Source organism: Streptomyces sp. SD15 (assembly GCF_054462255.1).
This window is the reverse complement of sequence record NZ_JBTLMO010000006.1, coordinates 47,228-66,226: the sequence shown is the minus strand read 5'-3', so window position 1 is coordinate 66,226 and position 18,999 is coordinate 47,228. Positions and strand designations below refer to the sequence as shown.

18 protein-coding genes and 3 pseudogenes are annotated in these 18,999 nt (G+C 70.1%); 15 read left to right on the top strand and 6 right to left on the bottom strand.

Annotation, left to right across the window (positions count from 1 at the left end; genetic code table 11):
* Positions 1 to 63: 63 nt before the first annotated feature.
* From glnA to pspAB, 3 genes are all read left to right on the top strand, one after another.
* The gene (glnA, locus tag ACX28W_RS08055; RefSeq protein ID WP_362087752.1) at positions 64 to 1,473 is read left to right on the top strand and encodes a type I glutamate--ammonia ligase; all 1,410 of its coding nucleotides are present in this window, start codon (positions 64 to 66) and stop codon (positions 1,471 to 1,473) included.
* Between the two features lie 190 nt (positions 1,474 to 1,663).
* Positions 1,664 to 2,584 carry a zinc metalloprotease HtpX gene (htpX, locus tag ACX28W_RS08050; RefSeq protein WP_458998223.1) on the top strand — a complete coding sequence of 307 codons (921 nt, stop codon included), beginning with the start codon at positions 1,664 to 1,666 and terminating at the stop codon, positions 2,582 to 2,584.
* A gap of 2 nt (positions 2,585 to 2,586) precedes the next feature.
* Positions 2,587 to 3,180: a PspA-associated protein PspAB gene (gene pspAB / locus ACX28W_RS08045; RefSeq protein WP_458998056.1), complete on the top strand. Its 594-nt coding sequence runs from the start codon at positions 2,587 to 2,589 to the stop codon at positions 3,178 to 3,180.
* Between the two features lie 53 nt (positions 3,181 to 3,233).
* On the opposite strand, the gene ACX28W_RS08040 is transcribed toward pspAB, so the two are convergent.
* Positions 3,234 to 3,521, bottom strand: a complete 288-nt coding sequence (locus ACX28W_RS08040) for a hypothetical protein (RefSeq protein ID WP_458998055.1) — start codon at positions 3,519 to 3,521, stop codon at positions 3,234 to 3,236.
* A 371-nt stretch (positions 3,522 to 3,892) separates the two neighbouring features.
* Here ACX28W_RS08040 and ACX28W_RS08035 point away from each other — a divergent pair, with 371 nt between their 5' ends.
* Positions 3,893 to 5,533, top strand: coding sequence for an alpha/beta fold hydrolase (locus ACX28W_RS08035; protein WP_458998222.1), 1,641 nt, complete (start codon positions 3,893 to 3,895; stop codon positions 5,531 to 5,533).
* Between the two features lie 49 nt (positions 5,534 to 5,582).
* Here ACX28W_RS08035 and ACX28W_RS08030 read toward each other — a convergent pair whose 3' ends face one another.
* From ACX28W_RS08030 to ACX28W_RS08015, 4 genes and pseudogenes are all read right to left on the bottom strand, one after another.
* Positions 5,583 to 6,965, bottom strand: coding sequence for a DUF2252 domain-containing protein (locus ACX28W_RS08030; RefSeq protein WP_458998054.1), 1,383 nt, complete (start codon positions 6,963 to 6,965; stop codon positions 5,583 to 5,585).
* Between the two features lie 5 nt (positions 6,966 to 6,970).
* Complete coding sequence (locus ACX28W_RS08025) at positions 6,971 to 7,516, bottom strand: hypothetical protein (protein ID WP_458998053.1); 546 nt, start codon at positions 7,514 to 7,516, stop codon at positions 6,971 to 6,973.
* A 160-nt stretch (positions 7,517 to 7,676) separates the two neighbouring features.
* A pseudogene (locus tag ACX28W_RS08020) lies at positions 7,677 to 7,886 on the bottom strand (cobyrinate a,c-diamide synthase); the annotation flags it as partial.
* Positions 7,829 to 8,137, bottom strand: coding sequence for a hypothetical protein (locus ACX28W_RS08015; protein WP_362081702.1), 309 nt, complete (start codon positions 8,135 to 8,137; stop codon positions 7,829 to 7,831). The pseudogene ACX28W_RS08020 and the gene ACX28W_RS08015, both read right to left, overlap by 58 nt.
* Before the next feature lie 222 nt (positions 8,138 to 8,359).
* On the opposite strand from ACX28W_RS08015, the gene ACX28W_RS08010 reads away from it, so the two are divergent.
* From ACX28W_RS08010 to ACX28W_RS07975, 8 genes and pseudogenes are all read left to right on the top strand, one after another.
* Positions 8,360 to 8,719 (top strand): arsenate reductase family protein, encoded by a 360-nt coding sequence (locus tag ACX28W_RS08010; protein ID WP_458998052.1) that lies wholly within the window; start codon positions 8,360 to 8,362, stop codon positions 8,717 to 8,719.
* 134 nt (positions 8,720 to 8,853) lie between these two features.
* Positions 8,854 to 9,531: an RlpA-like double-psi beta-barrel domain-containing protein gene (locus tag ACX28W_RS08005; RefSeq protein ID WP_458998051.1), complete on the top strand. Its 678-nt coding sequence runs from the start codon at positions 8,854 to 8,856 to the stop codon at positions 9,529 to 9,531.
* A gap of 418 nt (positions 9,532 to 9,949) precedes the next feature.
* Positions 9,950 to 10,978: a glutamine synthetase gene (gene glnII / locus ACX28W_RS08000; protein ID WP_458998050.1), complete on the top strand. Its 1,029-nt coding sequence runs from the start codon at positions 9,950 to 9,952 to the stop codon at positions 10,976 to 10,978.
* Positions 10,979 to 11,127: 149 nt separating this feature from the next.
* Entirely contained in the window at positions 11,128 to 11,250 is a 123-nt protein-coding gene (locus ACX28W_RS07995) for a hypothetical protein (protein WP_458998049.1), read from the top strand.
* 118 nt (positions 11,251 to 11,368) lie between these two features.
* The gene (locus tag ACX28W_RS07990) at positions 11,369 to 11,941 is read left to right on the top strand and encodes a winged helix-turn-helix domain-containing protein (protein ID WP_458998048.1); all 573 of its coding nucleotides are present in this window, start codon (positions 11,369 to 11,371) and stop codon (positions 11,939 to 11,941) included.
* A 78-nt stretch (positions 11,942 to 12,019) separates the two neighbouring features.
* Positions 12,020 to 13,018: an SDR family oxidoreductase gene (locus tag ACX28W_RS07985; RefSeq protein WP_458998047.1), complete on the top strand. Its 999-nt coding sequence runs from the start codon at positions 12,020 to 12,022 to the stop codon at positions 13,016 to 13,018.
* Between the two features lie 15 nt (positions 13,019 to 13,033).
* Positions 13,034 to 13,470: pseudogene (locus ACX28W_RS07980) on the top strand (LuxR C-terminal-related transcriptional regulator); the annotation flags it as partial.
* Between the two features lie 242 nt (positions 13,471 to 13,712).
* Positions 13,713 to 15,284, top strand: a complete 1,572-nt coding sequence (locus ACX28W_RS07975) for a DUF1996 domain-containing protein (RefSeq protein ID WP_458998046.1) — start codon at positions 13,713 to 13,715, stop codon at positions 15,282 to 15,284.
* Positions 15,285 to 15,659: 375 nt separating this feature from the next.
* Here the strand turns inward: ACX28W_RS07975 and ACX28W_RS07970 are convergent, their stop codons facing one another.
* The gene (locus ACX28W_RS07970; protein WP_458998045.1) at positions 15,660 to 16,115 is read right to left on the bottom strand and encodes a hypothetical protein; all 456 of its coding nucleotides are present in this window, start codon (positions 16,113 to 16,115) and stop codon (positions 15,660 to 15,662) included.
* Between the two features lie 150 nt (positions 16,116 to 16,265).
* Here ACX28W_RS07970 and ACX28W_RS07965 point away from each other — a divergent pair, with 150 nt between their 5' ends.
* The 3 genes and pseudogenes from ACX28W_RS07965 to ACX28W_RS07955 form a co-directional block, all read left to right on the top strand.
* Positions 16,266 to 16,775, top strand: coding sequence for a tetratricopeptide repeat protein (locus tag ACX28W_RS07965; protein ID WP_458998044.1), 510 nt, complete (start codon positions 16,266 to 16,268; stop codon positions 16,773 to 16,775).
* 70 nt (positions 16,776 to 16,845) lie between these two features.
* Positions 16,846 to 18,765, top strand: coding sequence for a hypothetical protein (locus ACX28W_RS07960; protein WP_458998043.1), 1,920 nt, complete (start codon positions 16,846 to 16,848; stop codon positions 18,763 to 18,765).
* 51 nt (positions 18,766 to 18,816) lie between these two features.
* Positions 18,817 to 18,963 (top strand): annotated as a pseudogene (locus tag ACX28W_RS07955) (2Fe-2S iron-sulfur cluster-binding protein); the annotation flags it as partial.
* Positions 18,964 to 18,999: the final 36 nt, after the last annotated feature.

The following is an 18,999-nucleotide window of genomic DNA, read 5'->3' as shown; positions in this document are numbered from 1 at the left end:
CGCACTGGCCGCACGAACGAACTACCACCCCGGTCCACTGTGGGCGGGAGTAGGAGGAGCTGGATGTTCCAGAACGCCGACGAAGCCAAGAAGTTCATCGCGGACGAGGACGTCAAGTTCATCGACGTCCGCTTCTGCGACCTGCCGGGTGTGATGCAGCACTTCACGCTGCCGGCGGAGATCTTCGACCCCACCGAGGAGCTCGCCTTCGACGGCTCCTCGATCCGCGGCTTCCAGGCCATCCACGAGTCCGACATGGCCCTCCGCGCCGACCTGTCCACCGCGCGTGTCGACCCCTTCCGCCGCGACAAGACGGTCAACATCAACTTCTTCATCCACGACCCGATCACGGGCGAGCAGTACTCCCGTGACCCGCGCAACGTGGCGAAGAAGGCCGAGGCCTACCTCGCGTCGACCGGTATCGCCGACACCGCGTACTTCGGTCCCGAGGCCGAGTTCTACGTCTTCGACAGCGTGCGCTTCGACACCAAGTCGAACGAGGCCTTCTACCACATCGACTCCGAGGCGGGCGCCTGGAACACCGGTGCGCTGGAGGACAACCGCGGCTACAAGGTCCGCTACAAGGGCGGCTACTTCCCGACCCCGCCGGTCGACCACTTCGCCGACCTGCGTGCCGAGATCTCCCTGGAACTGGCCAAGTCCGGCCTCCAGGTCGAGCGCCAGCACCACGAGGTGGGCACCGCCGGTCAGGCCGAGATCAACTACAAGTTCAACACGCTGCTCGCCGCGGCCGACGACCTCCAGCTCTTCAAGTACATCGTGAAGAACGTCGCCTGGCGCAACGGCAAGACCGCGACCTTCATGCCGAAGCCGATCTTCGGTGACAACGGCTCGGGCATGCACGTCCACCAGTCGCTGTGGAGCAACGGCGACCCGCTGTTCTACGACGAGGCGGGCTACGCGGGCCTCTCGGACACCGCCCGCTACTACATCGGCGGCATCCTCAAGCACGCCCCCTCCCTCCTCGCCTTCACGAACCCGACGGTGAACTCGTACCACCGTCTGGTTCCCGGCTTCGAGGCTCCGGTCAACCTGGTCTACTCGCAGCGCAACCGTTCCGCTGCGATGCGTATCCCGATCACGGGCTCGAACCCGAAGGCCAAGCGCGTCGAGTTCCGCGCGCCCGACTCCTCCGGCAACCCGTACCTCGCCTTCTCGGCGCTCCTCCTCGCGGGCCTCGACGGCATCAAGAACAAGGTCGAGCCGGCCGAGCCCATCGACAAGGACCTCTACGAGCTGGCTCCCGAGGAGCACGCGGGCGTCGCGCAGGTCCCGACCTCGCTCCCGGCCGTCCTGGACCGCCTCGAGGCCGACCACGAGTTCCTGCTCGCGGGCGACGTCTTCACGTCCGACCTGATCGAGACGTGGATCGACTACAAGCGCACGAACGAGATCGCGCCGCTCCAGCTGCGTCCGCACCCGCACGAGTTCGAGCTGTACTACGACGTGTGAGCCGACCCGGCTTTCGTCTTTCGTACGGAGCCCCGTCATCGCCTTCGGGTGGTGGCGGGGCTCCGTCGTTGCAGCGGTTCTTTGTCCGGGCGGTTCTTTGCTCCCTGTGGAGCCGTTCGGGGCCCGTTCATGGGGCAGCGCGGGCGCACAATGGAATCGGGACGAGTGCCTGAGTGCGGGGTGATGCATGATGCAGAGCCGGTTCCGGAGCGATCGACGGCTGACCGTGCGGATGACGATCACGATGTTTCTGCTCGGATTGCTGTACGTGGCGTTCGTCGCCGCGTTGATCGTGTTGCTGAAGTCCTGGGTGCTGGTCGTGGTCGTCGCGGCCGGGATGCTCGGCGCGCAGTACTGGTTCTCGGACCGGATCGCGCTGTACGCGATGCGCGGGCGGATCGTGGAGCGGGAGGAGTATCCGCAGCTGCACGGGGTCGTCGACCGGCTGTGTGCCGTGGCCGACATGCCGAAGCCGCTCGTGGCCGTCTCCGATCTGGACATGCCGAACGCGTTCGCGACCGGGCGGAACGCCGATCACGCGGTGCTGTGTGTGACGTCCGGGCTGCTGCGGCGGCTGGAGCCGGACGAGCTCGAAGGTGTCCTCGCGCACGAGCTGTCGCACGTGGCGCACAAGGATGTCGCCGTGATCACCGTGGCCTCGTTCCTCGGGGTGATCGCCGGGCTGATCGTGCGGTTCGCCTTCTACTCGCAGCTCCTCGGCGGAGGGCGCAGGGACCAGAACACCGCGGTGGTCTTCGTGACGGTGCTGGCCGTCTCCGCGGCCGTGTACGCGATCAGCTTCCTGCTCATCCGGGCCCTGTCCCGATACCGCGAACTGGCCGCCGACCGGGCCGCGGCCCTGCTCACCGGACGGCCCTCGGCGCTCGCGTCCGCGCTGACGAAGGTCTCCGGGGACATCGCGCGGATTCCGACCAAGGATCTGCGGACGGCGCAGGCGTTCAACGCCTTCTACTTCACGCCCGCCCTCGGCGCCGAGCCGGGGTTCGCGAAGCTCTTCTCCACCCACCCGAGCCTGGAGCAGCGGCTCGAGCAGCTGGGGCGTATCTCGGCCGAGTTGGGCGAGGCGGCGAAGCCCGGAAAGGCCACCTGAGCATGGGGATCCTGGACATTCTGCTCGGACGCACCAAGGCCGTCGCACCCGATCTCGACCAGCTCTTCGGGCTGCCGTCGGCGGCCGTGGCCCTGCAGGCCGCCACCGGGTTCACTCCGACCGGGACGGGAGCGGTGTGCTTCGCCACCGTCGAGGGCGCGGCCTTCGCCCAGACGCACCGGGACGTGCGGGAACTGCTCGACGCGGACGCGGCACGCATCGATTCGCCGGTGGAGCTCACCCAGGACGAGTACGGGTACTCGTGGCTGGTATCGCGGCGTGCGCCCGACGATCTGCCCGCACTGGTCAGCGATCTGCACGCGGTCAACAGCGCGCTGGAGAGCAGCGGGTTCGGGCCGCAGCTGCTCTGTTCGGTGGTGGGTTTCGAGAAGGGCGAGGCCGCCGGGCAGCGGCGGCTCGGGCTCGTCTATCTCTACAAGCGCGGGACCTTCTACCCCTTCGCGCCGTCGGCCGGTGCGGGCCGGCGGCGCGACAACGCGCTCGAATTGCAGATCAAGGCCGCGCTCGCCGACGATCTGCGGATCGAGCAGGACCTGAGCCGGTGGTTCCCCGTCTGGGGCGCCCCGGGCCTGTGATCCGGGGCCGGGTACCGCTGTTGTGCCGGGTACCGCTGTTGCAGGGGTACTACTTACTGCTTGCGATTCTGGCGGCGGGCCTCCAGCGGACGCTCGCGGCGGTAGCGGCGCTCCCACTTGGCCTGCTGGTCACGGCGCTGACGGTACGCGCGGTAGCTGGAGTCCGTACGGGCCGGCGAACCGGACGTGCCCGAGGGGGCCGCGGATGAGCTCGCCGCGCTTCCGGTGCGGCCGTGGCGGACGTACAGGAAGAGCAGGGCGATCGCCGCGAGCCACAGGACGTGGTTCGAGAAGCCCAGGACGACCAGGATCGCGGTCGCGGAAATGATCAAGGTGCCCATGACGGGACTCCTTGTGTGCGTGGATGACTGGGTCTGGATGGGTGGATGTGCCGACGGGGCACTGGGGGGTGGGTGCCCGTCCGTCGGTGCGTAGAGAGTAGCCCTGAGTCCGCCACCTGATGCCTGTCCGGCGGGAAGCGATGTCCAGCGGCTTCGGGACGCCTGTCCAGCGTAAGGACGGGAGGAGAACGCCCGCATCCGAATTTCTCCGGACTGCGCCCCCTCCGGCATGGCTACCAGTCGGTGCGGACCTCGCCGAGCCAGGGGCAGGAGGACGCGCTGCGCGACGCGGCAGCGGCCTCGCGGGCGAAGATCGAAAGCGATACTCCGCCTCCTGAGCGACCGACCGGACGGCTGTGCGTGAATGGGGGATGCTCTCCTCCTTCACGCACGACCACGACGGCGAACGACTGAGCTGTGTCAGCGGCGGTGGTGGCGGTGATGACCATGAGGCCCCGGCCACCGCCGTCCTGCTGCACGGTGCCGGCAACGGCAGCAAGGAGCGGCTGGTCCCGCTGCTCGAGGAGTTCGTCGCGCGCGGCTGCCGAGGCCTCGCCTTCGACTTCTCCGGACACGGTGAAAGCTCGGGCGAGCTACGGGAGTTGAGCCTGCGCGGACGCTTCGAGCAGGCCGTCGCCGTCATCGACGCCCAGGTGCCCGCAGGCGGTCCGCTGATCCTCGTCGGGTTCAGCATGAGCGGCCAGACGGTGGCCGATCTCGCGGGGCACTACGGGCAGCGGGTGGTGGCGTTGGGGCTGTGCGCGCCCGCGGTGTACGACGCGGCGGCCTGGCCGGTTCCGTTCGGCGAGGGCGACAGTCGCTTCAGCGAGATCATCCGTACGCCGGACAGCTGGCGGGACGCTCCCGCGCTCGACGTGCTGCGCGAGTACGACGGCCGTGCGGTGCTCGCCGTACCCGGCACCGACGCCGTGATCCCGCCCGCCGTCACCGAGGCCGTGACGGACGCGCTCACCACCCACGCCCAGTTCACCCTGCTCGAACTCCCGGACGCCGACCACATGGTGGGCCTGTGGTTCCGCGATCACGCCGCCGACCGGCAGCGGTTCGTGGACGCCGTGCTCGTGGGGCTGGCCGAGCGGGGATGGGCCGCGACCCGGGGCTGGGTGGCCAAGCGGCTGCCGGACGGCGGCGGGAGTGTACGGGAGAGCGTCGCGCTGCGCGGCGGCTGGAGCTCACAGATGCGCCGGCTCACCCTCGACGACGGTACGGGGCTGGTGCTGCGGTCGTTCGTGAAGCCCTTCTTCCGGCGGCACGCTCCGGGGCTGCTGGCCCGCGAGGCGTCCGTTCTCACCCTGCTCGCCCCGTATCAGGACGTGCCCGCGCCCGAGCTGTACGCCGTCGACGCCGACGCCGAACACTGCGACCATCCCTCGCTGTTGATGTCCTTGCTGCCGGGTTCGGTGCGGGTCGACGAGGACGATCTGGAGCGGCGGATCGACCTGCTGGCGCGTCAGCTCGTCCGCATTCACGCGGTGGTTCCGGAGAATCGGCCGCGCGTCTACCAGCCGTGGACGTCGCCCGAGCGCGTCCGCACACCGGCGGGTGCCCTGTGGGACCGGGCCGTGGACGTGATCCGGCGCGAACCTCCCGCGTACGAAGGATGCTTCCTGCACCGGGACTTCCACCCCGGGAACGTGCTGTTCAGCGGCGCGGGCGACACCCTGCGGATCAGCGGGGTCGTCGACTGGGTGGAGACCTCGTGGGGGCCGGCGGATCTGGATGTCGCCCACTGCTCCACGGCCCTGGCGCTGCTGCACGGAGAGGCGTACGGGCTGGGATTCCGCGAGCGGTACGAGGCGCACGGGGGACGCCGACCGGCCGACGACGACAGCCACTTGTTCTGGCGCCTGCTGGACGCCCTGGCCTACTCCCCCGACGCCGAGAAGCTCGCGGTGCCGTGGCGGGAGCTGGGGCGCGCGGAGCTGACCCCCGACGTGCTGGGCGAACGGCTCACGGCGTACGTGGCCGGGCTGTTGGACCTGTACGGCTGAGGACACGGGGCCGCGCGGCGCCCACCGGCTTACTGGGGCCGTGCGGGCCTCAGAGTCCGGGGGCCGCCGTGACCACGCCCGCGGCCACCGCCGCGACCAGTACCGCGTGGTCCTTCGCGTTCTGGTCGGCGTAGCGCAGGGCGAAGTCGGCGACGGCGCGTTCGAAGGTGTCGGTGCCGCCCAGGTACGCGGCGATGGCGATCCGGTCGCCGGAGCGGGCGTGGGCGCGGGCCAGGGCGGCGCCGCACAGGCGGGCGTATTCGAGGAGGCTGTCCGGGGTCATGCCGGCGACGTCCGCGGAGCCCTTCATGTCGCGCAGCTGCCGCCAGTAGAAGGCGCGTCCCTGCGGGCCGGTCATCCAGCCGAGGAAAACGTCGCTCGCCGCCTGCAACAGCCGCTGACCCGCGACGACACGGTGGCCGGGGTGGACGTACGGACCGCTGGGCAGATGTTCTTCGAGTACGGACCTGGTGGCTTCCTTGATCTGCAGAAACAGCAGGTCGTCCGTGTCCCGTCCGGCGAGCAGCACGACGAAACAGCGGGTGCCTACGCTGCCGACGCCGACGGCCTTGCGGGCGGCGTCCACGAAACGGTAGCGGTCGAGGAGGAGGCGGCGTTCCTCGGTGAGGGTGGAGCGGTAGTCGCTGAAGATCTTGCGCAGTGCCGCCATGTCGGGGGCTCCGGCCGGTTCGAGCAGGGGCGGATCCTGAACGATGCGACGCCGTCCGTCGACGGTCTCGGTGAGGTTGCCCAGCGCGTGCAGGCTGGTGCGGCGGCGGGCGTGCGTGAGGCTCGACTCGACGCGCCGCCGGTTACGGGCGGAGCGGACCAGCGGGAGCAGTCGGTCGGCGTCGATGCGCTCGTACCAGACGGCCAGTTCGCCCCGCCCAGCGAGCCGCCGCATGCCCTTGCGGTACTCGGCGGCCGCGGCCTCGGCCGCGCGGTGCACCCGCGTCTCCCTGTGCCCGTTCTCGCGAGCGGCCACCGCGACGCTGGCCGCGAGCCGTTTGACGTCCCACTCGAAGGGGCCCGGATACGTCTCGTCGAAGTCGTTGAGGTCGAAGAGCAGGGCACGCTCCAAAGACGCGTACAGGCCGAAGTTGAGGAGGTGGGCATCTCCGCACAGTTGCACCATGAGGCCGGTGTGGGGTGAGGCCGCGAGGTCGGCGGCCATGACGGCGGCGCCTCCGCGCAGGAAGGCGAACGGCGACGCGGTCATCCGCCCGTACCGGATCGGCAGCAGTTCCTGCAGCCGGTCCCTGGCCTGCCGTTCCAGGACGGCGACGGGATCGGGGCGGTCGACGGCGGGGATCCAGGTGGCGTGATCGGAACGGGAGACGCGTTTGCGGGCCGCCCTGCCGCGGGCGGCCCGGTCGTTGGTGGCCCGGTCGGTGGCCCGGTCGTTGGTGGCGGGGGCGCTGTGCTGGGCCACGGTGGTCAGTTCCGCACGGCACGGGCGACGTCGGCCGTGATCGCGCCGTCATTGTCACCGTCACCGTCTCCGGTGAGTTGGTGGGTGCTGCGGGCGGTGGCGTTCTTCGTGGCGCCCGCGGCGACGTCGTCCACCGTGACGACGGCGACGTCGAGGAGGTTGCCGCTCCGGTCGCGGAAGTCGACCTGGACGACGTACGTCTTGGGCGAGGACGTGGGGTTGGTGACGGTGACGTCGACGGTGGAGCGGCCGTCGGAGTCGGTGCCCACTCGGTCGCCGAGCCGCACCTCGTCCTTGGCGTCCAGTCCGTTCTTGAACTCGTCGAGCCTGCGGCCGGCCTCGGCGGTGGCGGAGGCCAGGGCCTCCGCGGCCTCGGAAGCGAGGGAGGAGGCGGCGGAGGCGGCCTGGGAGGCGGCGTCGGAGGGGGTGCTGGTGTCGTCCGTGCAGCCGGTGAGCGACGCGGCCAGGACGGCGGCGGTGGCCGCCCCCAGGATCGGTCCTCGTACGCTCAGCCGTCGTATGCTCAGCCCTCGTATCCCGTGCCTCGCCATCACGTCTCCCGGCTTGCTCCTGCGGATTCCGCACCTCGCGGTGGCGTCGGCAGCGGTCGCATCAACTGCGGTTGTCTCAAGTCAAGGCCGTCCACGGGGAGGGCGCATTCCGGCTGCGGCAATCGGGTGAGGCCGGGAGGGCGGGCCTTGGGGGCTCCGCCCGACATCTCAGCCCGTCCGGCGTTTGAGGACGAGGCCGTCCAGGCCGAAGCGGGGGTCTGGGGGCGGCAGCCCCCAGGAACGGGATGGGACGGGTAGGGGCGGCGGGGGCGAAGAAACCCGCCCCCGCCGCCCCCGGCACCGACCCCGCGCTCAGCGCGAGTAACGCATCAACGCCCGCACCATGTGGCACGTGGTGTCCGACGGCGGATGGACACCGATGAGTTCCGCGGTGCTGCGTATCTTCTCGTTGCGGGCCTGATTCGGCACATAGACACCGGAGTCGAGCAGAGCGATCGCGAGGCGCATCGCCTTGAGCCGACGGTTGTGCGTGACGTACCACTCACGCGCACGCCCCGGCGGCAGCGGGCGCTTCTCCACGGGCTCGTACGGCAGGTCCATCAGGACCGCCCTCTTCGACGTGGACTGGGTAGGCAGCGGCTTCAGTGCGGCAGCGGGCACGGGCATCCTCCTGTCGCGGTCAGGGCACCGTCCGGACCTCCCGGCGACACCCTCGAACACTGCTTCCAGTTTACTGGCTGCCACTGACATCCAGGGAGCCCGAAGTCCCACCAAACGTCCAGGTGGGAAAGGGAATTGCCACTGCGTCACACCTGGTTCGCGAGGTGCGCATGAGACGGCAGGAATTCGAACAACACCACTCGGGCTCGTACCATGTGAGGCATGGAGATCTGGATCAATCCGGCCTGTTCGAAGTGCCGCGGCGCCATCAGCCTGCTCGACGCGGAAGGCGCTGACTACACCGTGCGCCGCTACCTGGAGGACGTACCGACCGAGGACGAGATCCGGGACGTGCTGGACCGGCTGGGGCTCGAGCCCTGGGACATCACCCGGACCCAGGAGGCCGTCGCCCAAGACCTCGGAGTGAAGTCGTGGGCGCGGGACGACAGTTCACGGGAACGGTGGATCAAGGCGCTGTCCGAGCATCCGAAGCTCATCCAGCGGCCGATCATCACCGCCGACGACGGGACGGCCGTCGTGGCCCGCACCGAGGAGGCGGTACGGGACGTCTTGTCCCGGTAGGCACCCTCCCTGTGACCCAGGTCACTCCAGTGACTCGTGTGAGCCGTTGAGCGGCCCTGTTCGGCATCTCGTACATAGCGGCGTACGGATCACATCCGGACGCCGATGGAGGCGGCCGGGGACAGGAGGCGCGCATGTCGCGTAGGAGAACTCTCAGCCCCAAGAAGAAGCTCGCGCTGCTGGTCAGTGCGGCGGCCGTGGCCGGGGGCGGCGCCTTCGCCATGGCGGCCACGTCCAACGCGGCCCCGGTGCAGAACGCGGCCAACTCGACGGTCTGCCAGGGGCTGGCCACCGCGCTCGGCAACAACCAGACGTTCATCGACGGGCAACGGGCCAACCCCGACGCCCAATCGGACGCACGGATCGCCAATCGCGAGGCGGTCATCGCCCAGATCAAGGTCCAGCAGAAGGCGTCGGGCTGCACGGTCGGGGAGTCGGCTCAGGACTCCCAAGCCACGCAGCCGGCGGCGACCGCACCCGCGCAGCAGACCACCCCGCCCGCGCAACAGCAGACCACCGCACCCACCCAGGGCGCCGGCGGTGGCGGCGGCGGCGGCGCCACCGGCTCGCAGGTCTGCGTCGGCTCGACCGTCACCCTCTCCGGCGAGGGCGGCGCCCCGGCCGCGTCCAGCAACCAGTTCCCGGCCGGGACGACGCTCAAGGTCACGAACCTGGACAACAACAAGTCGACGACCGTGCAGGTCACGTCGGTCTCCGGCAGCTGCGCCCTGTTGAACAACGCGGCGTTCGAGCAGGTACGGGAGCCCGGCAAGTTCCTGATCCGCAGGGCCCTGATCGAGAAGGTGGGGTGATCAGCCACCACGACCGCTGAGGATGCCCGTGTGCCGGGCGGCCACCCGGCACACGACTCGCGGATCCTGCCGCTCGCGGCCACGAGCGGCAGGACCACCGCCTCGACATCGACAGCTCCCCCACGGCTGCGCGCCCGCAAACCCATCGCATACGAGCCGCCGCACCCGCTGCGGGAGGATCACGGTGCACGGACGCCGACACACACGGGCTCCGGGAGCGGCCCGCCCATAGCGGTCGCGAATCGCTCTCAGCGAGTGAGCCGCAGCACAGAGGCATCAGGTAACACGGGGTTCACATTCGAGCAATGATCGGGAAACCGCCTGTTGACAAACTGCCGGGCATTACCGCGGCGCCCCAGTGCCGCAGCGCCGCAGCACCCGCAGTGCGCCCAAAGACCCACCCCGAAGGATGTGGCCCGTGACCTTCAAGGCTGAGTACATCTGGATCGACGGCACCGAGCCGACGGCCAAGCTCCGTTCGAAGACGAAGATACTGGCCGACGACGCCAAGGGTGCCGAGCTCCCGATCTGGGGCTTCGACGGGTCCTCGACGAACCAGGCCGAGGGTCACGCCTCCGACCGCGTACTCAAGCCGGTCGCCACCTACCCGGACCCGATCCGCGGCGGCGACGACATCCTCGTCATGTGCGAGGTCCTGAACATCGACATGACGCCGCACGAGTCCAACACCCGTGCCGCGCTGGCCGAGGTCGCGGAGAAGTTCGCCGCGCAGGAGTCGATCTTCGGCATCGAGCAGGAGTACACCTTCTTCAAGGGCACGCGCCCGCTGGGCTTCCCCGAGGGCGGCTTCCCGGCCGCGCAGGGCGGCTACTACTGCGGCGTCGGCTCGGACGAGATCTTCGGCCGTGACGTCGTCGAGGCGCACCTGGAGAACTGCCTCACGGCGGGTCTGGGCATCTCCGGCATCAACGCCGAGGTCATGCCCGGCCAGTGGGAGTTCCAGGTCGGCCCGCTGGCGCCGCTCGAGGTCGCCGACCAGCTGTGGGTGGCCCGCTGGCTGCTCTACCGCACCGCCGAGGACTTCGGCGTCTCCGCGACCCTCGACCCCAAGCCGGTCAAGGGCGACTGGAACGGCGCGGGCGCGCACACCAACTTCTCCACGAAGGCGATGCGCGAGGGTTACGACGCGATCATCACCGCGTGCGAGTCGCTGGGCGAGGGCTCGAAGCCGCTCGACCACGTCAAGAACTACGGCGCCGGCATCGACGACCGTCTGACGGGCCTGCACGAGACCGCCCCGTGGAACGAGTACTCGTACGGCGTCTCCAACCGCGGTGCCTCGGTCCGTATCCCGTGGCAGGTCGAGAAGGACGGCAAGGGCTACATCGAGGACCGCCGCCCGAACGCGAACGTCGACCCGTACGTCGTGACGCGGCTGATCGTCGACACCTGCTGCTCCGCGCTGGAGAAGGCCGGACAGGTCTGATCCCCCGCACTTCGTCGAGAGGGCGTCCACCATCCCGGTGGGCGCCCTCTCCGCTTGTCCGCCGTCCATTCCACGCCAAGAGCGTCCGTCCCGTGAGAACCCGGGCGCGGAGGCTCCTGCCCGGCTCCGGCTTCTGCTTCAATGGGGACATGGCCAGCTTCCAGAAGTACACCGCGACGGGTCGCCCCGACCTCGAGCCCTTCTGGCCTTCCCGTCAGCACCATGACTTCGACCGGGTGTGTTGCCGCGCGATGAACGCGCCGGCCCTCTAAAGCCGTACACCCCGGCCTTCGGCCAGCGCGCACGACGTACGTCCTCGACGACCGAGACCACGAACTCACGGTCGTCGAACTCCCCGACGAACTTCTCGCGCGAAAGAGCTGACCTCTCATGGCGAACACTCGTACCTTCTCCTCCGCCGCGACGGCTCCGTCCACCGGTTCGGCACGGCATCGACTGCGTGCCGTCGACCGGGACGAGGTGGTCGATGTCGCGGACCTCCTGCCGCCGGGCGCCACTTGGCTGCCCGCCCCTCCGCACACCCTGCCCGTGCTGCCGGGCCAGCCGCCGATGATCGGCTATCTGGTCCTCGTACCGGCCGACCAGCAGCCCGTGTTGCCGATCGCCGTGCCGGACCGGCCCGAGCCGGTGCCGTCCGCCACCGACGACAACCCGCTCGTCCGCGTCGACTCCGTGCAGCGCACCGTCGAGGTCGACGGACGGCCGCTCGACCTCACCTACCTGGAGTTCGAGCTGCTCGCGCATCTCGTCGCGCACCCGAACCGGGTCCACAGCCGGGACCAGTTGGTCACCACCGTGTGGGGCTACGGGCACGTGGGCGACGGGCGGACCGTCGACGTCCACATCGCGCGACTGCGGCGCAAGCTCGGCGCGCAGCACCGTCAGGCGATCCAGACGGTGCGGCGGGTCGGGTACAAGTACACGCCGCCGACCGGGCGTTGACCGTAACCCGCGGACCGTAGATCTTCTGTCAGCAGATTCCCTTTCCGTCCGGCGGGCGGTCCGTGCAGAGTCGCCCGTATGAGGCTTCTGATGCTGGGCGGTACGGAGTTCGTGGGGCGCGCGATCGTGGAGGCGGCACTCGGCCGCGGCTGGGACGTGACCGTCTTCCACCGGGGGCGGCACGAACCCCCTGCCGGGGCACGGTCATTGCTGGGTGACCGGACCGCCGCGGACGGGCTCGCGGCGCTCGCCGAGAGCGACGGCGAGTGGGATGTCGTCGTCGACACCTGGTCGGCGGCGCCGCGGGCCGTCCGCGACACGGCGCGGCTGCTGGCCGACCGCGCTGGGCGGTATGTGTACGTGTCGAGCTGTTCCGTGTACGCGTGGGCTCCGCCCGCCGGGTACACCGAGGACGCCCCGCTCGTGGAAGGCGCCTCCGCGGACGCGGAGGGGACCGAATACGCGCGGGACAAGCGGGGCGGCGAGCTGGCCGCCGTCTCGGCCTTCGGCGCGGAACGCGCGCTGCTCGTGCGGTGCGGGCTGATCCTCGGGCCGTACGAGAACATCGGCCGGCTGCCGTGGTGGCTGACCCGGATCGCCCGCGGCGGTCCCGTCCTCGCCCCCGGTCCACGCGACCTTCCCCTCCAGTACGTCGATGTCCGCGACCTCGCCGAGTGGATCCTCGGCGCGGTGGAGCGGGGGCTGGGCGGGGCGTACAACCTGGCCGGTCCGCGGGGGCACACCACGACGGGGGCGCTGCTCGACGCGTGCGTGCGCGTGACCGGCAGCGCGGCCGAGCTGCGCTGGACCGATTCGCGGGTCGTCCTCGACGCGGGCATCCAGCCGTGGACACAGCTGCCGGTGTGGGCGCCGCCGGACACCGAGCTGTACGACGCCCTGCACGGCGCGGACGTGTCGCTTGCCGTCGCGGCGGGCCTGCGCTGCCGGCCGGTCGCCGAGACGGTCGCCGACACCTGGGCCTGGCTGCGGAGCATCGGCGGCACGGCCCCCCAGCGACCGGACCGGCCGGCGGTGGGGCTCGCCCCGGAGACGGAGGCGAAGGTGCTCGCCCCTTAGGTGTGCCGACCGGGGCGTAACCGGCCAGGGCTGCCGGTGCTCGTACTGTCTCAGCACGTCGAGCAGTTGTACGCGCGTGAGCTGCTCGCCGACGGCGACGGCGGGGTCGGCTATCTGCTCGAGGACCGGGTGTTCGACGCGGACCAGTCCATCGACGCCGTACGACGGGTCGCGGCGGGCGGGACCGCGCTGATCCGCAGGTGATCCAGCAGCTGCTGTCCCGGCAGGCGGCGGACGACCGGCCGCTGGGGCGGCTGACGCCCCGCGAGCGGGAGGTGCGGGAGCTGATGGCGCAGGGGCGGTCGAACGCGGCGATCGCGGAGCGGCTCGTCGCCAGAACGGGCCATCGGCAAACACACGTCCAGCATTTTCGCCAAACTCGGACTTGAGGTCTCCGAGACGACAACCGGCGCGTCCTGGCGGTTCTCGCTCATCTTGACCACGGTCGCTGAAAACTCAATGAAACTCGACGAATGCGGCCACCTCTCGACGAAAACAGCCCCCGTGTCGAGCACTTGCCGTGACGTCACCACAACTCCCGGTGCCAGTGCCCAAGTTGGGGCTGAATTATCCCTCGAATCTCTCATCAATCTCTGAGGCGGCTGAACACTCCTGGGACCCACTGCGTATGTATGGGAGCCGCTTCACTCCTGTCGGGCGCCTCGCTGCCCCGCAAGGAAGTCAGAGGAGTTCCATGGGACGCAACACTCGAAAACGACGTTCGCCGCTGGCCGTTCGCGCCGTGGCCGCATCCGCGGCCCTCGCGATCGGTGGAGGCGGACTTGTCTGGGCGAACTTCTACGCCTCGGCTCACGAAACGAAGAACGGGGCCCAGAACCAGACCAAGGCCACCGCCACGCAGGTCGCGACGATCGACTGCCCGGATGTCGGCCAGCAGCTCACCGATGTGCCGCGCAAGGCTCGGAAGGGCGTCGACCAGGAGCTGGCGCGGCTCGACCAGCAGGTCACGGAGGCCTACAAGCGTCTCGCAGATACGCGCCAGGCTCAGGCGGGGGACGCCGGCTACGTCAACAACGCCATCCTCGGCCCGCTGAAGTCCAAGCGGGTAGCCACCATCGACCGCATCAGCATCAACATCAAGCGTGTGGGCGGTAAGGCTCCGCGAGGAGTCGACCAGCTTGCCGGGTGCACGGGTGTGCCGGCCGAGCAGCCGGAGGTCGTCGACGGCGACAACGGCAACGGCCAGAACAACGATGGTCAGGACCAGAACAACGACGGTCAGGACCAGAACAACGATGGTCAGGACCAGGGCAACGACGGTCAGGACCAGGGCAATGACGGCCAGGACCAGGGCAACGGCGGTCAGGCCGGCAACGGCCCGGTGGCTGCCGACTTCCAGGACATCACCCAGGTTCAGCCGAACGGCGGCCCGCAGGGCGTGAACGGAAACGGGCTCCCCGCGAACGGGGACTCCGGTTCGACGGGCACGTTCACCTCCAACTGTGGCACCAACGAGAACGAGAACCGCAACTCGGACAACGTGATCGTCGCTCCCGGTGTCAGCAACGGTGCGCAGCACCAGCACGACTACGTCGGCAACCAGGCCAACAACGCGTTCGCGAGCGACGAGGACCTGGCCAACGGCAACACGACGTGCCAGAACCAGGGCGACAAGTCGTCGTACTTCTGGCCGGTGCTGCGTGTGCAGGACGGCCAGAACGACATCGACGCGAACGCCCCCGGTGGCGGTCAGGACGGCAACGCCGGCACGATCCTCCAGACCAGCGAGGCGCAGCTGAAGTTCGTCGGCAACAAGAAGAGCGACGTCGTCGCGATGCCGACGGCCCTGCGCATCATCACCGGTGACGCCAAGTCCTTCGTGAACGGCCTGAACAACGCCAACACGAACTGGAGCTGCACCGGCTTCGAGGACCGGCAACTGACGGACAAGTACCCGATCTGCCCCGAGGGCAGCTCGGTGGTACGGACGTCCTTCTTCCAGAGCTGCTGGGACGGCCAGAACATCGACAGCGCCAACCACCGCACCCACGTGGACTTCGTGGAGGCGGACGGTAGCTGCTCGAACGGTTTCCAGGCCATCCCCCAGCTTCAGGTCCGTCTGGTCTACGACGTTCAGGCCCCGCAGATCAACAACGGACAGGTCGTGAACCCGTTCGCGGTGGACTCCTTCCCGGACCAGCTGCACAAGCCGATCACCGACCACAACGACTTCATCAACTTCTTCGACGAGAACACGATGAACGAGATGGTCAACTGCATCAACAGCGGTCAGAACTGCCAGTGACCAGCTAGGAAACCGGCACTGACCAACCAGGAAGCCGGCGGTGGGATTCCCCACCGCCGGCTTTTGCTTGCTTCCCCGAGCGTCGCTGATGAGCTGAGGTTCCCTGGGCGATCCTGGGTTTTCCTGGATGCGGGGAAGCGGTCCGTCGTGCTGGGCGGGGTGTGGATGCCTGCCGGTGGACCGTGGGCCGCTACCGGGCGCACCACCATGCTCCTGCACCTCACAAACGCACAGTCACCGGAAAGTGCCACAAAAACCTGATCACACCACACTGAGCACCACCCCGTGATACCCAGTCGCACCAAGGATGCACAGGCCATCAGGAGCACTGCGCACGAGCCTGCTCCGGAGCCGTGCTGCCCCGGAGCCGTGCGGTCAGCTGCTGTGACCGCTGCGGTTGTGGCTGCCACCGGGATTCATGTGAGCGGACCCCTCCTCCATGGTCCCGCCGAGCGTGCCGCGCAGTGCTGTGACCGTCTTCTCCTCGCCGACGGCGACCCACTTGCGGCCGACGAGGTAGTAGCCGCCATAGTCCTTCGCCCCGTTCAGCCACTCACGCTGACCACGGTCGGTGGCGAACGTCGCGAGGACGAACTTGCCATCCGAGTTCTTGCAGATGGCCTGGCGGATCGTGTCCGCGTCCGTCTGCATGTTCGGCTTGCAGCCCGCCTCGCTCGCCAGGTGTTCGAGGCTGCCGGTCGCGGCGACCGGCACCGCGTCGGTGGCCTCGTGCCCGGCGGCGTGCTCGTCACCGCCCCCGCAGGCCGTGAGCGCCAGCCCCAGCACCGCCACGGCTCCGGCCGCCGCAAGTTTCGTTCGCGTCAACCTCATCAGTCGTTCCTCCGGTCGTTCCGGCGCCGAGTGTTTTCGGCCCATGCCGCAGAGAGCCCCGGCAAGAGGCCTCGTCTTCGATACGGCTCCCACGCGCGCCCCGCTCAAATCGGCGGGAATCCCGCTGCACACCTGTGCGAGAGTGAGCCGGTGAACGAAGACTGGGAAGAGCGTACGGCCGCCGCCTGGGCCACCTTCGACGACTATGAGGAGGAGCACTCCGCGGATTTCCGCGCAGTGATCGACACCCTCGTCTCCGAGCTGCCCGCCGGCAGCCCCCTCGGCCCCTTCGAGCGGGCCTGCGCCTGGGACTCCACAGGCCACTCGGACCGGGCCGTGCCGCTGTACCGGGAGGCACTGGCGCTCGGGCTGAGCGAGTACAGCGGATACAAGGTCCGGCGGGCCAAGATCCAGCTCTCCAGCTCGCTGCGGAACACCGGGCGGGCGGAGGAGGGCGTCAAGCTGCTGACACCCGAACTGGACGCTCCCTCGGACGAGTTGGACGACGCCGTACGTGCCTGTCTCGCGCTGTGTCTGTCCAGCCTCGGCCGGGACCGTGAGGGCCTCTCCCTCGTCCTCGGCGCGCTCGCGCCCCATCTGCCGCGCTACCAGCGGTCGATGGCGAACTACGCGCGGGCGCTGGTCGAGCCGGAGCGGTAACTCGCCGCTGAACCCCCGGACCCTCCCCTGGCTCAGGTGACCATCCAACGATTCGCTCGTTTTGCTGAACGTGCAGTCACAGGATGTAGCCCCACGCCCCGCACCCCCCTCAGGACCGGTCGTCGACGTCGAGCAGGCCGAGGCCGCGCTCGTCGAGCACTACCCGCGGCTCGTCCGGCTCGCCTATCTGGTGCTGCCGCCGAGCCTCGGCCGCAACCGACGGGTGCTGACCGCGCACGCCCTCACCCAGCGCGCGCTCCCCCGAGGGCGTACGTCCACGTCCCCGATCCCGGCGCAGGCCACCGGCCGCGACGGCGACCCGGGCTACGCCCTCGTACGCCTGCACGTCGTGCGTACGGCGCTGGAGGCGGGCCTTCCGCTGCGGCGCAGGGCGTGGCCGACCCGGTCCCAGCTGCCGCCGCTGCTGCCCCAGGTGTGGGGCCTGAGGCTCTTCCCGCGCTCCGGCGGCGCCGACGAACTGGCCCTGGACCAGCGGCTTTCCGCGCTCTCCGGCCCCGCCCGCGCCGCGTACGTACTGCGTGGCCTGGAGAAGCTCTCCGACGCCGACGTGCACAAGGTGCTGACGGCGGCGGGGGCCGAGGACCCGGGCGCGGCGCTCACGGAGGCCGGTGGCCTCGAGGCGCAGGACTCGCTGCTCCACTCCCCCGAGTTCGACCCCTGTTCGCTGCACGCCCGGCCCACCGACCTGATCCGGCGCAGGCAGCATCTGAAGGCCGCGCTCGCCGCCGCCGCGGCGATCGCCGTCTGCGGTGCGCTGTTCGCGCTGCCCGGCGGCGGCTGGGGACCCGACGGCGCCGCCGCGCCCTCGTACGCGCGAAACCCGGCCGCCCAAGCCGCCCTGAACCCCGGGAAGCTGACGCGGGTCGCCCCGACTGTCTGGCGGGCGTCCGCGCGTACCGACTTCTCCGTGTGGCCCGCCCGCGGGAACCTCGCCCGGGACACCGCGCTGCTGCGCCGCGCGCTCTCCGTCTGGGCCCGGCCCGGGAAGTCCGTACAGGTCTCCGCGACACCCGGCACCCCGGCGGGCGCCCCGCCCGGACCGCCGCAGCTGCTGTACGCGGGGGACGTGGACCAGGCGCGCGTGGTGGTGCTGTACGACGGGCTGCGCATCGCCCGGTACGCCGAGCCGCGCGACGGCACCAGCGGCGCGGCGCTCGACTTCGCCCGGGTCGACGGCGCCACCAAGGCCGAGGCGAGCGCGGTCCTCCTGAACCGGACCGACGGCAACGTCCGCTATCTGACCGCCCCCTGGGTGACCAAGGCCGCCGAGCGCGACCTGAGGACGCCGACCGCCGGCACGATGGACCTGGACCGCTCGCCCGACGGTGTCACCGCCCCGCTGGCCAGCCCGGTCCAGCGGACCGGCGACTGCACCTCGTGGAACGTGCTGCAACTGACCGACGCCTCGGGCACCCGCCTGTCGACCGACCTCGGCGAGCTGATCCCGGCGCACCTCACCACGGGCCGTCCCTCCACTCCGCACGAGGCCGCCGGCACGGCCGCGTTGCGGGACTGGGCGCCGTACGCCTGCTCGCTGGCCGCCGTGCGCTCCGAGGGGGTGCGGTCCGTGAACGCCTGGCAGTACGCGCAGCAGCCGCTGCCCGACGCGAGCGGCACGGCCGCGTGGGTGTGCACGCGGGCCGACACCTGGCGGGGCGGTGGCACGCACGTCCTGGCGCAGTTCCACACACCGGGCGGGGCGTACGGGGCGATCGCCGCGAAGGCCGAGAACTCGCCCGCGTGCGGCTCCCGCGACCCTCACGTGCTGGCGGGCGTGCTGTGGAAGTCGGGCGCGGGGGCCTGGTATCTCCTCGCGGCCGGCAGCAAGGACACGGCGTCGATCAACGCGACGGGCGGGGTCAGCGGATCGGCGGAGGGCGCCCTGCTCGCCGTACGGACCGAGCAGGGGGCGCAGGCGGGGCTGAAGGGGAGCCTGGCGGACGGGCGGGAGATCACCGGGCTGCGTTAGTCGACCACGGGACCGCGGTCCGGGCCAGGGGGTGTCGTTTGGATCACCGCGCAGGGATTCTGCGGGACCTGCCAACAGCGGGTACGGGAAGGGGAGATCGAGCACCGGGACGAGCTGCTGACCGATGCGGAGCGTGCCGACTCGATGCTGATCTGCGTATCGCGGGCGCGCGGTGAGCAAATCGTGCTGGACATGTGAACGATCGCGACCCGGACCGGCCCGTTCCGGGTCGGA

Coding starts and splice junctions, on each gene's coding strand:
- ACX28W_RS07995 (WP_458998049.1), top strand. CDS start 11,128: ATGGCCAGCTTCCAGAAGTACACCGCGACGGGTCGCCCCGACCTCGAG.
- ACX28W_RS08025 (WP_458998053.1), bottom strand. CDS start 7,516: ATGGCGAGGCACGGGATACGAGGGCTGAGCATACGACGGCTGAGCGTA.
- ACX28W_RS08010 (WP_458998052.1), top strand. CDS start 8,360: ATGGAGATCTGGATCAATCCGGCCTGTTCGAAGTGCCGCGGCGCCATC.
- ACX28W_RS07985 (WP_458998047.1), top strand. CDS start 12,020: ATGAGGCTTCTGATGCTGGGCGGTACGGAGTTCGTGGGGCGCGCGATC.
- ACX28W_RS08040 (WP_458998055.1), bottom strand. CDS start 3,521: ATGGGCACCTTGATCATTTCCGCGACCGCGATCCTGGTCGTCCTGGGC.
- ACX28W_RS07990 (WP_458998048.1), top strand. CDS start 11,369: ATGGCGAACACTCGTACCTTCTCCTCCGCCGCGACGGCTCCGTCCACC.
- pspAB (WP_458998056.1), top strand. CDS start 2,587: ATGGGGATCCTGGACATTCTGCTCGGACGCACCAAGGCCGTCGCACCC.
- htpX (WP_458998223.1), top strand. CDS start 1,664: ATGCAGAGCCGGTTCCGGAGCGATCGACGGCTGACCGTGCGGATGACG.
- ACX28W_RS08035 (WP_458998222.1), top strand. CDS start 3,893: ATGCTCTCCTCCTTCACGCACGACCACGACGGCGAACGACTGAGCTGT.
- ACX28W_RS08005 (WP_458998051.1), top strand. CDS start 8,854: ATGTCGCGTAGGAGAACTCTCAGCCCCAAGAAGAAGCTCGCGCTGCTG.
- glnA (WP_362087752.1), top strand. CDS start 64: ATGTTCCAGAACGCCGACGAAGCCAAGAAGTTCATCGCGGACGAGGAC.
- ACX28W_RS07975 (WP_458998046.1), top strand. CDS start 13,713: ATGGGACGCAACACTCGAAAACGACGTTCGCCGCTGGCCGTTCGCGCC.
- ACX28W_RS07970 (WP_458998045.1), bottom strand. CDS start 16,115: ATGAGGTTGACGCGAACGAAACTTGCGGCGGCCGGAGCCGTGGCGGTG.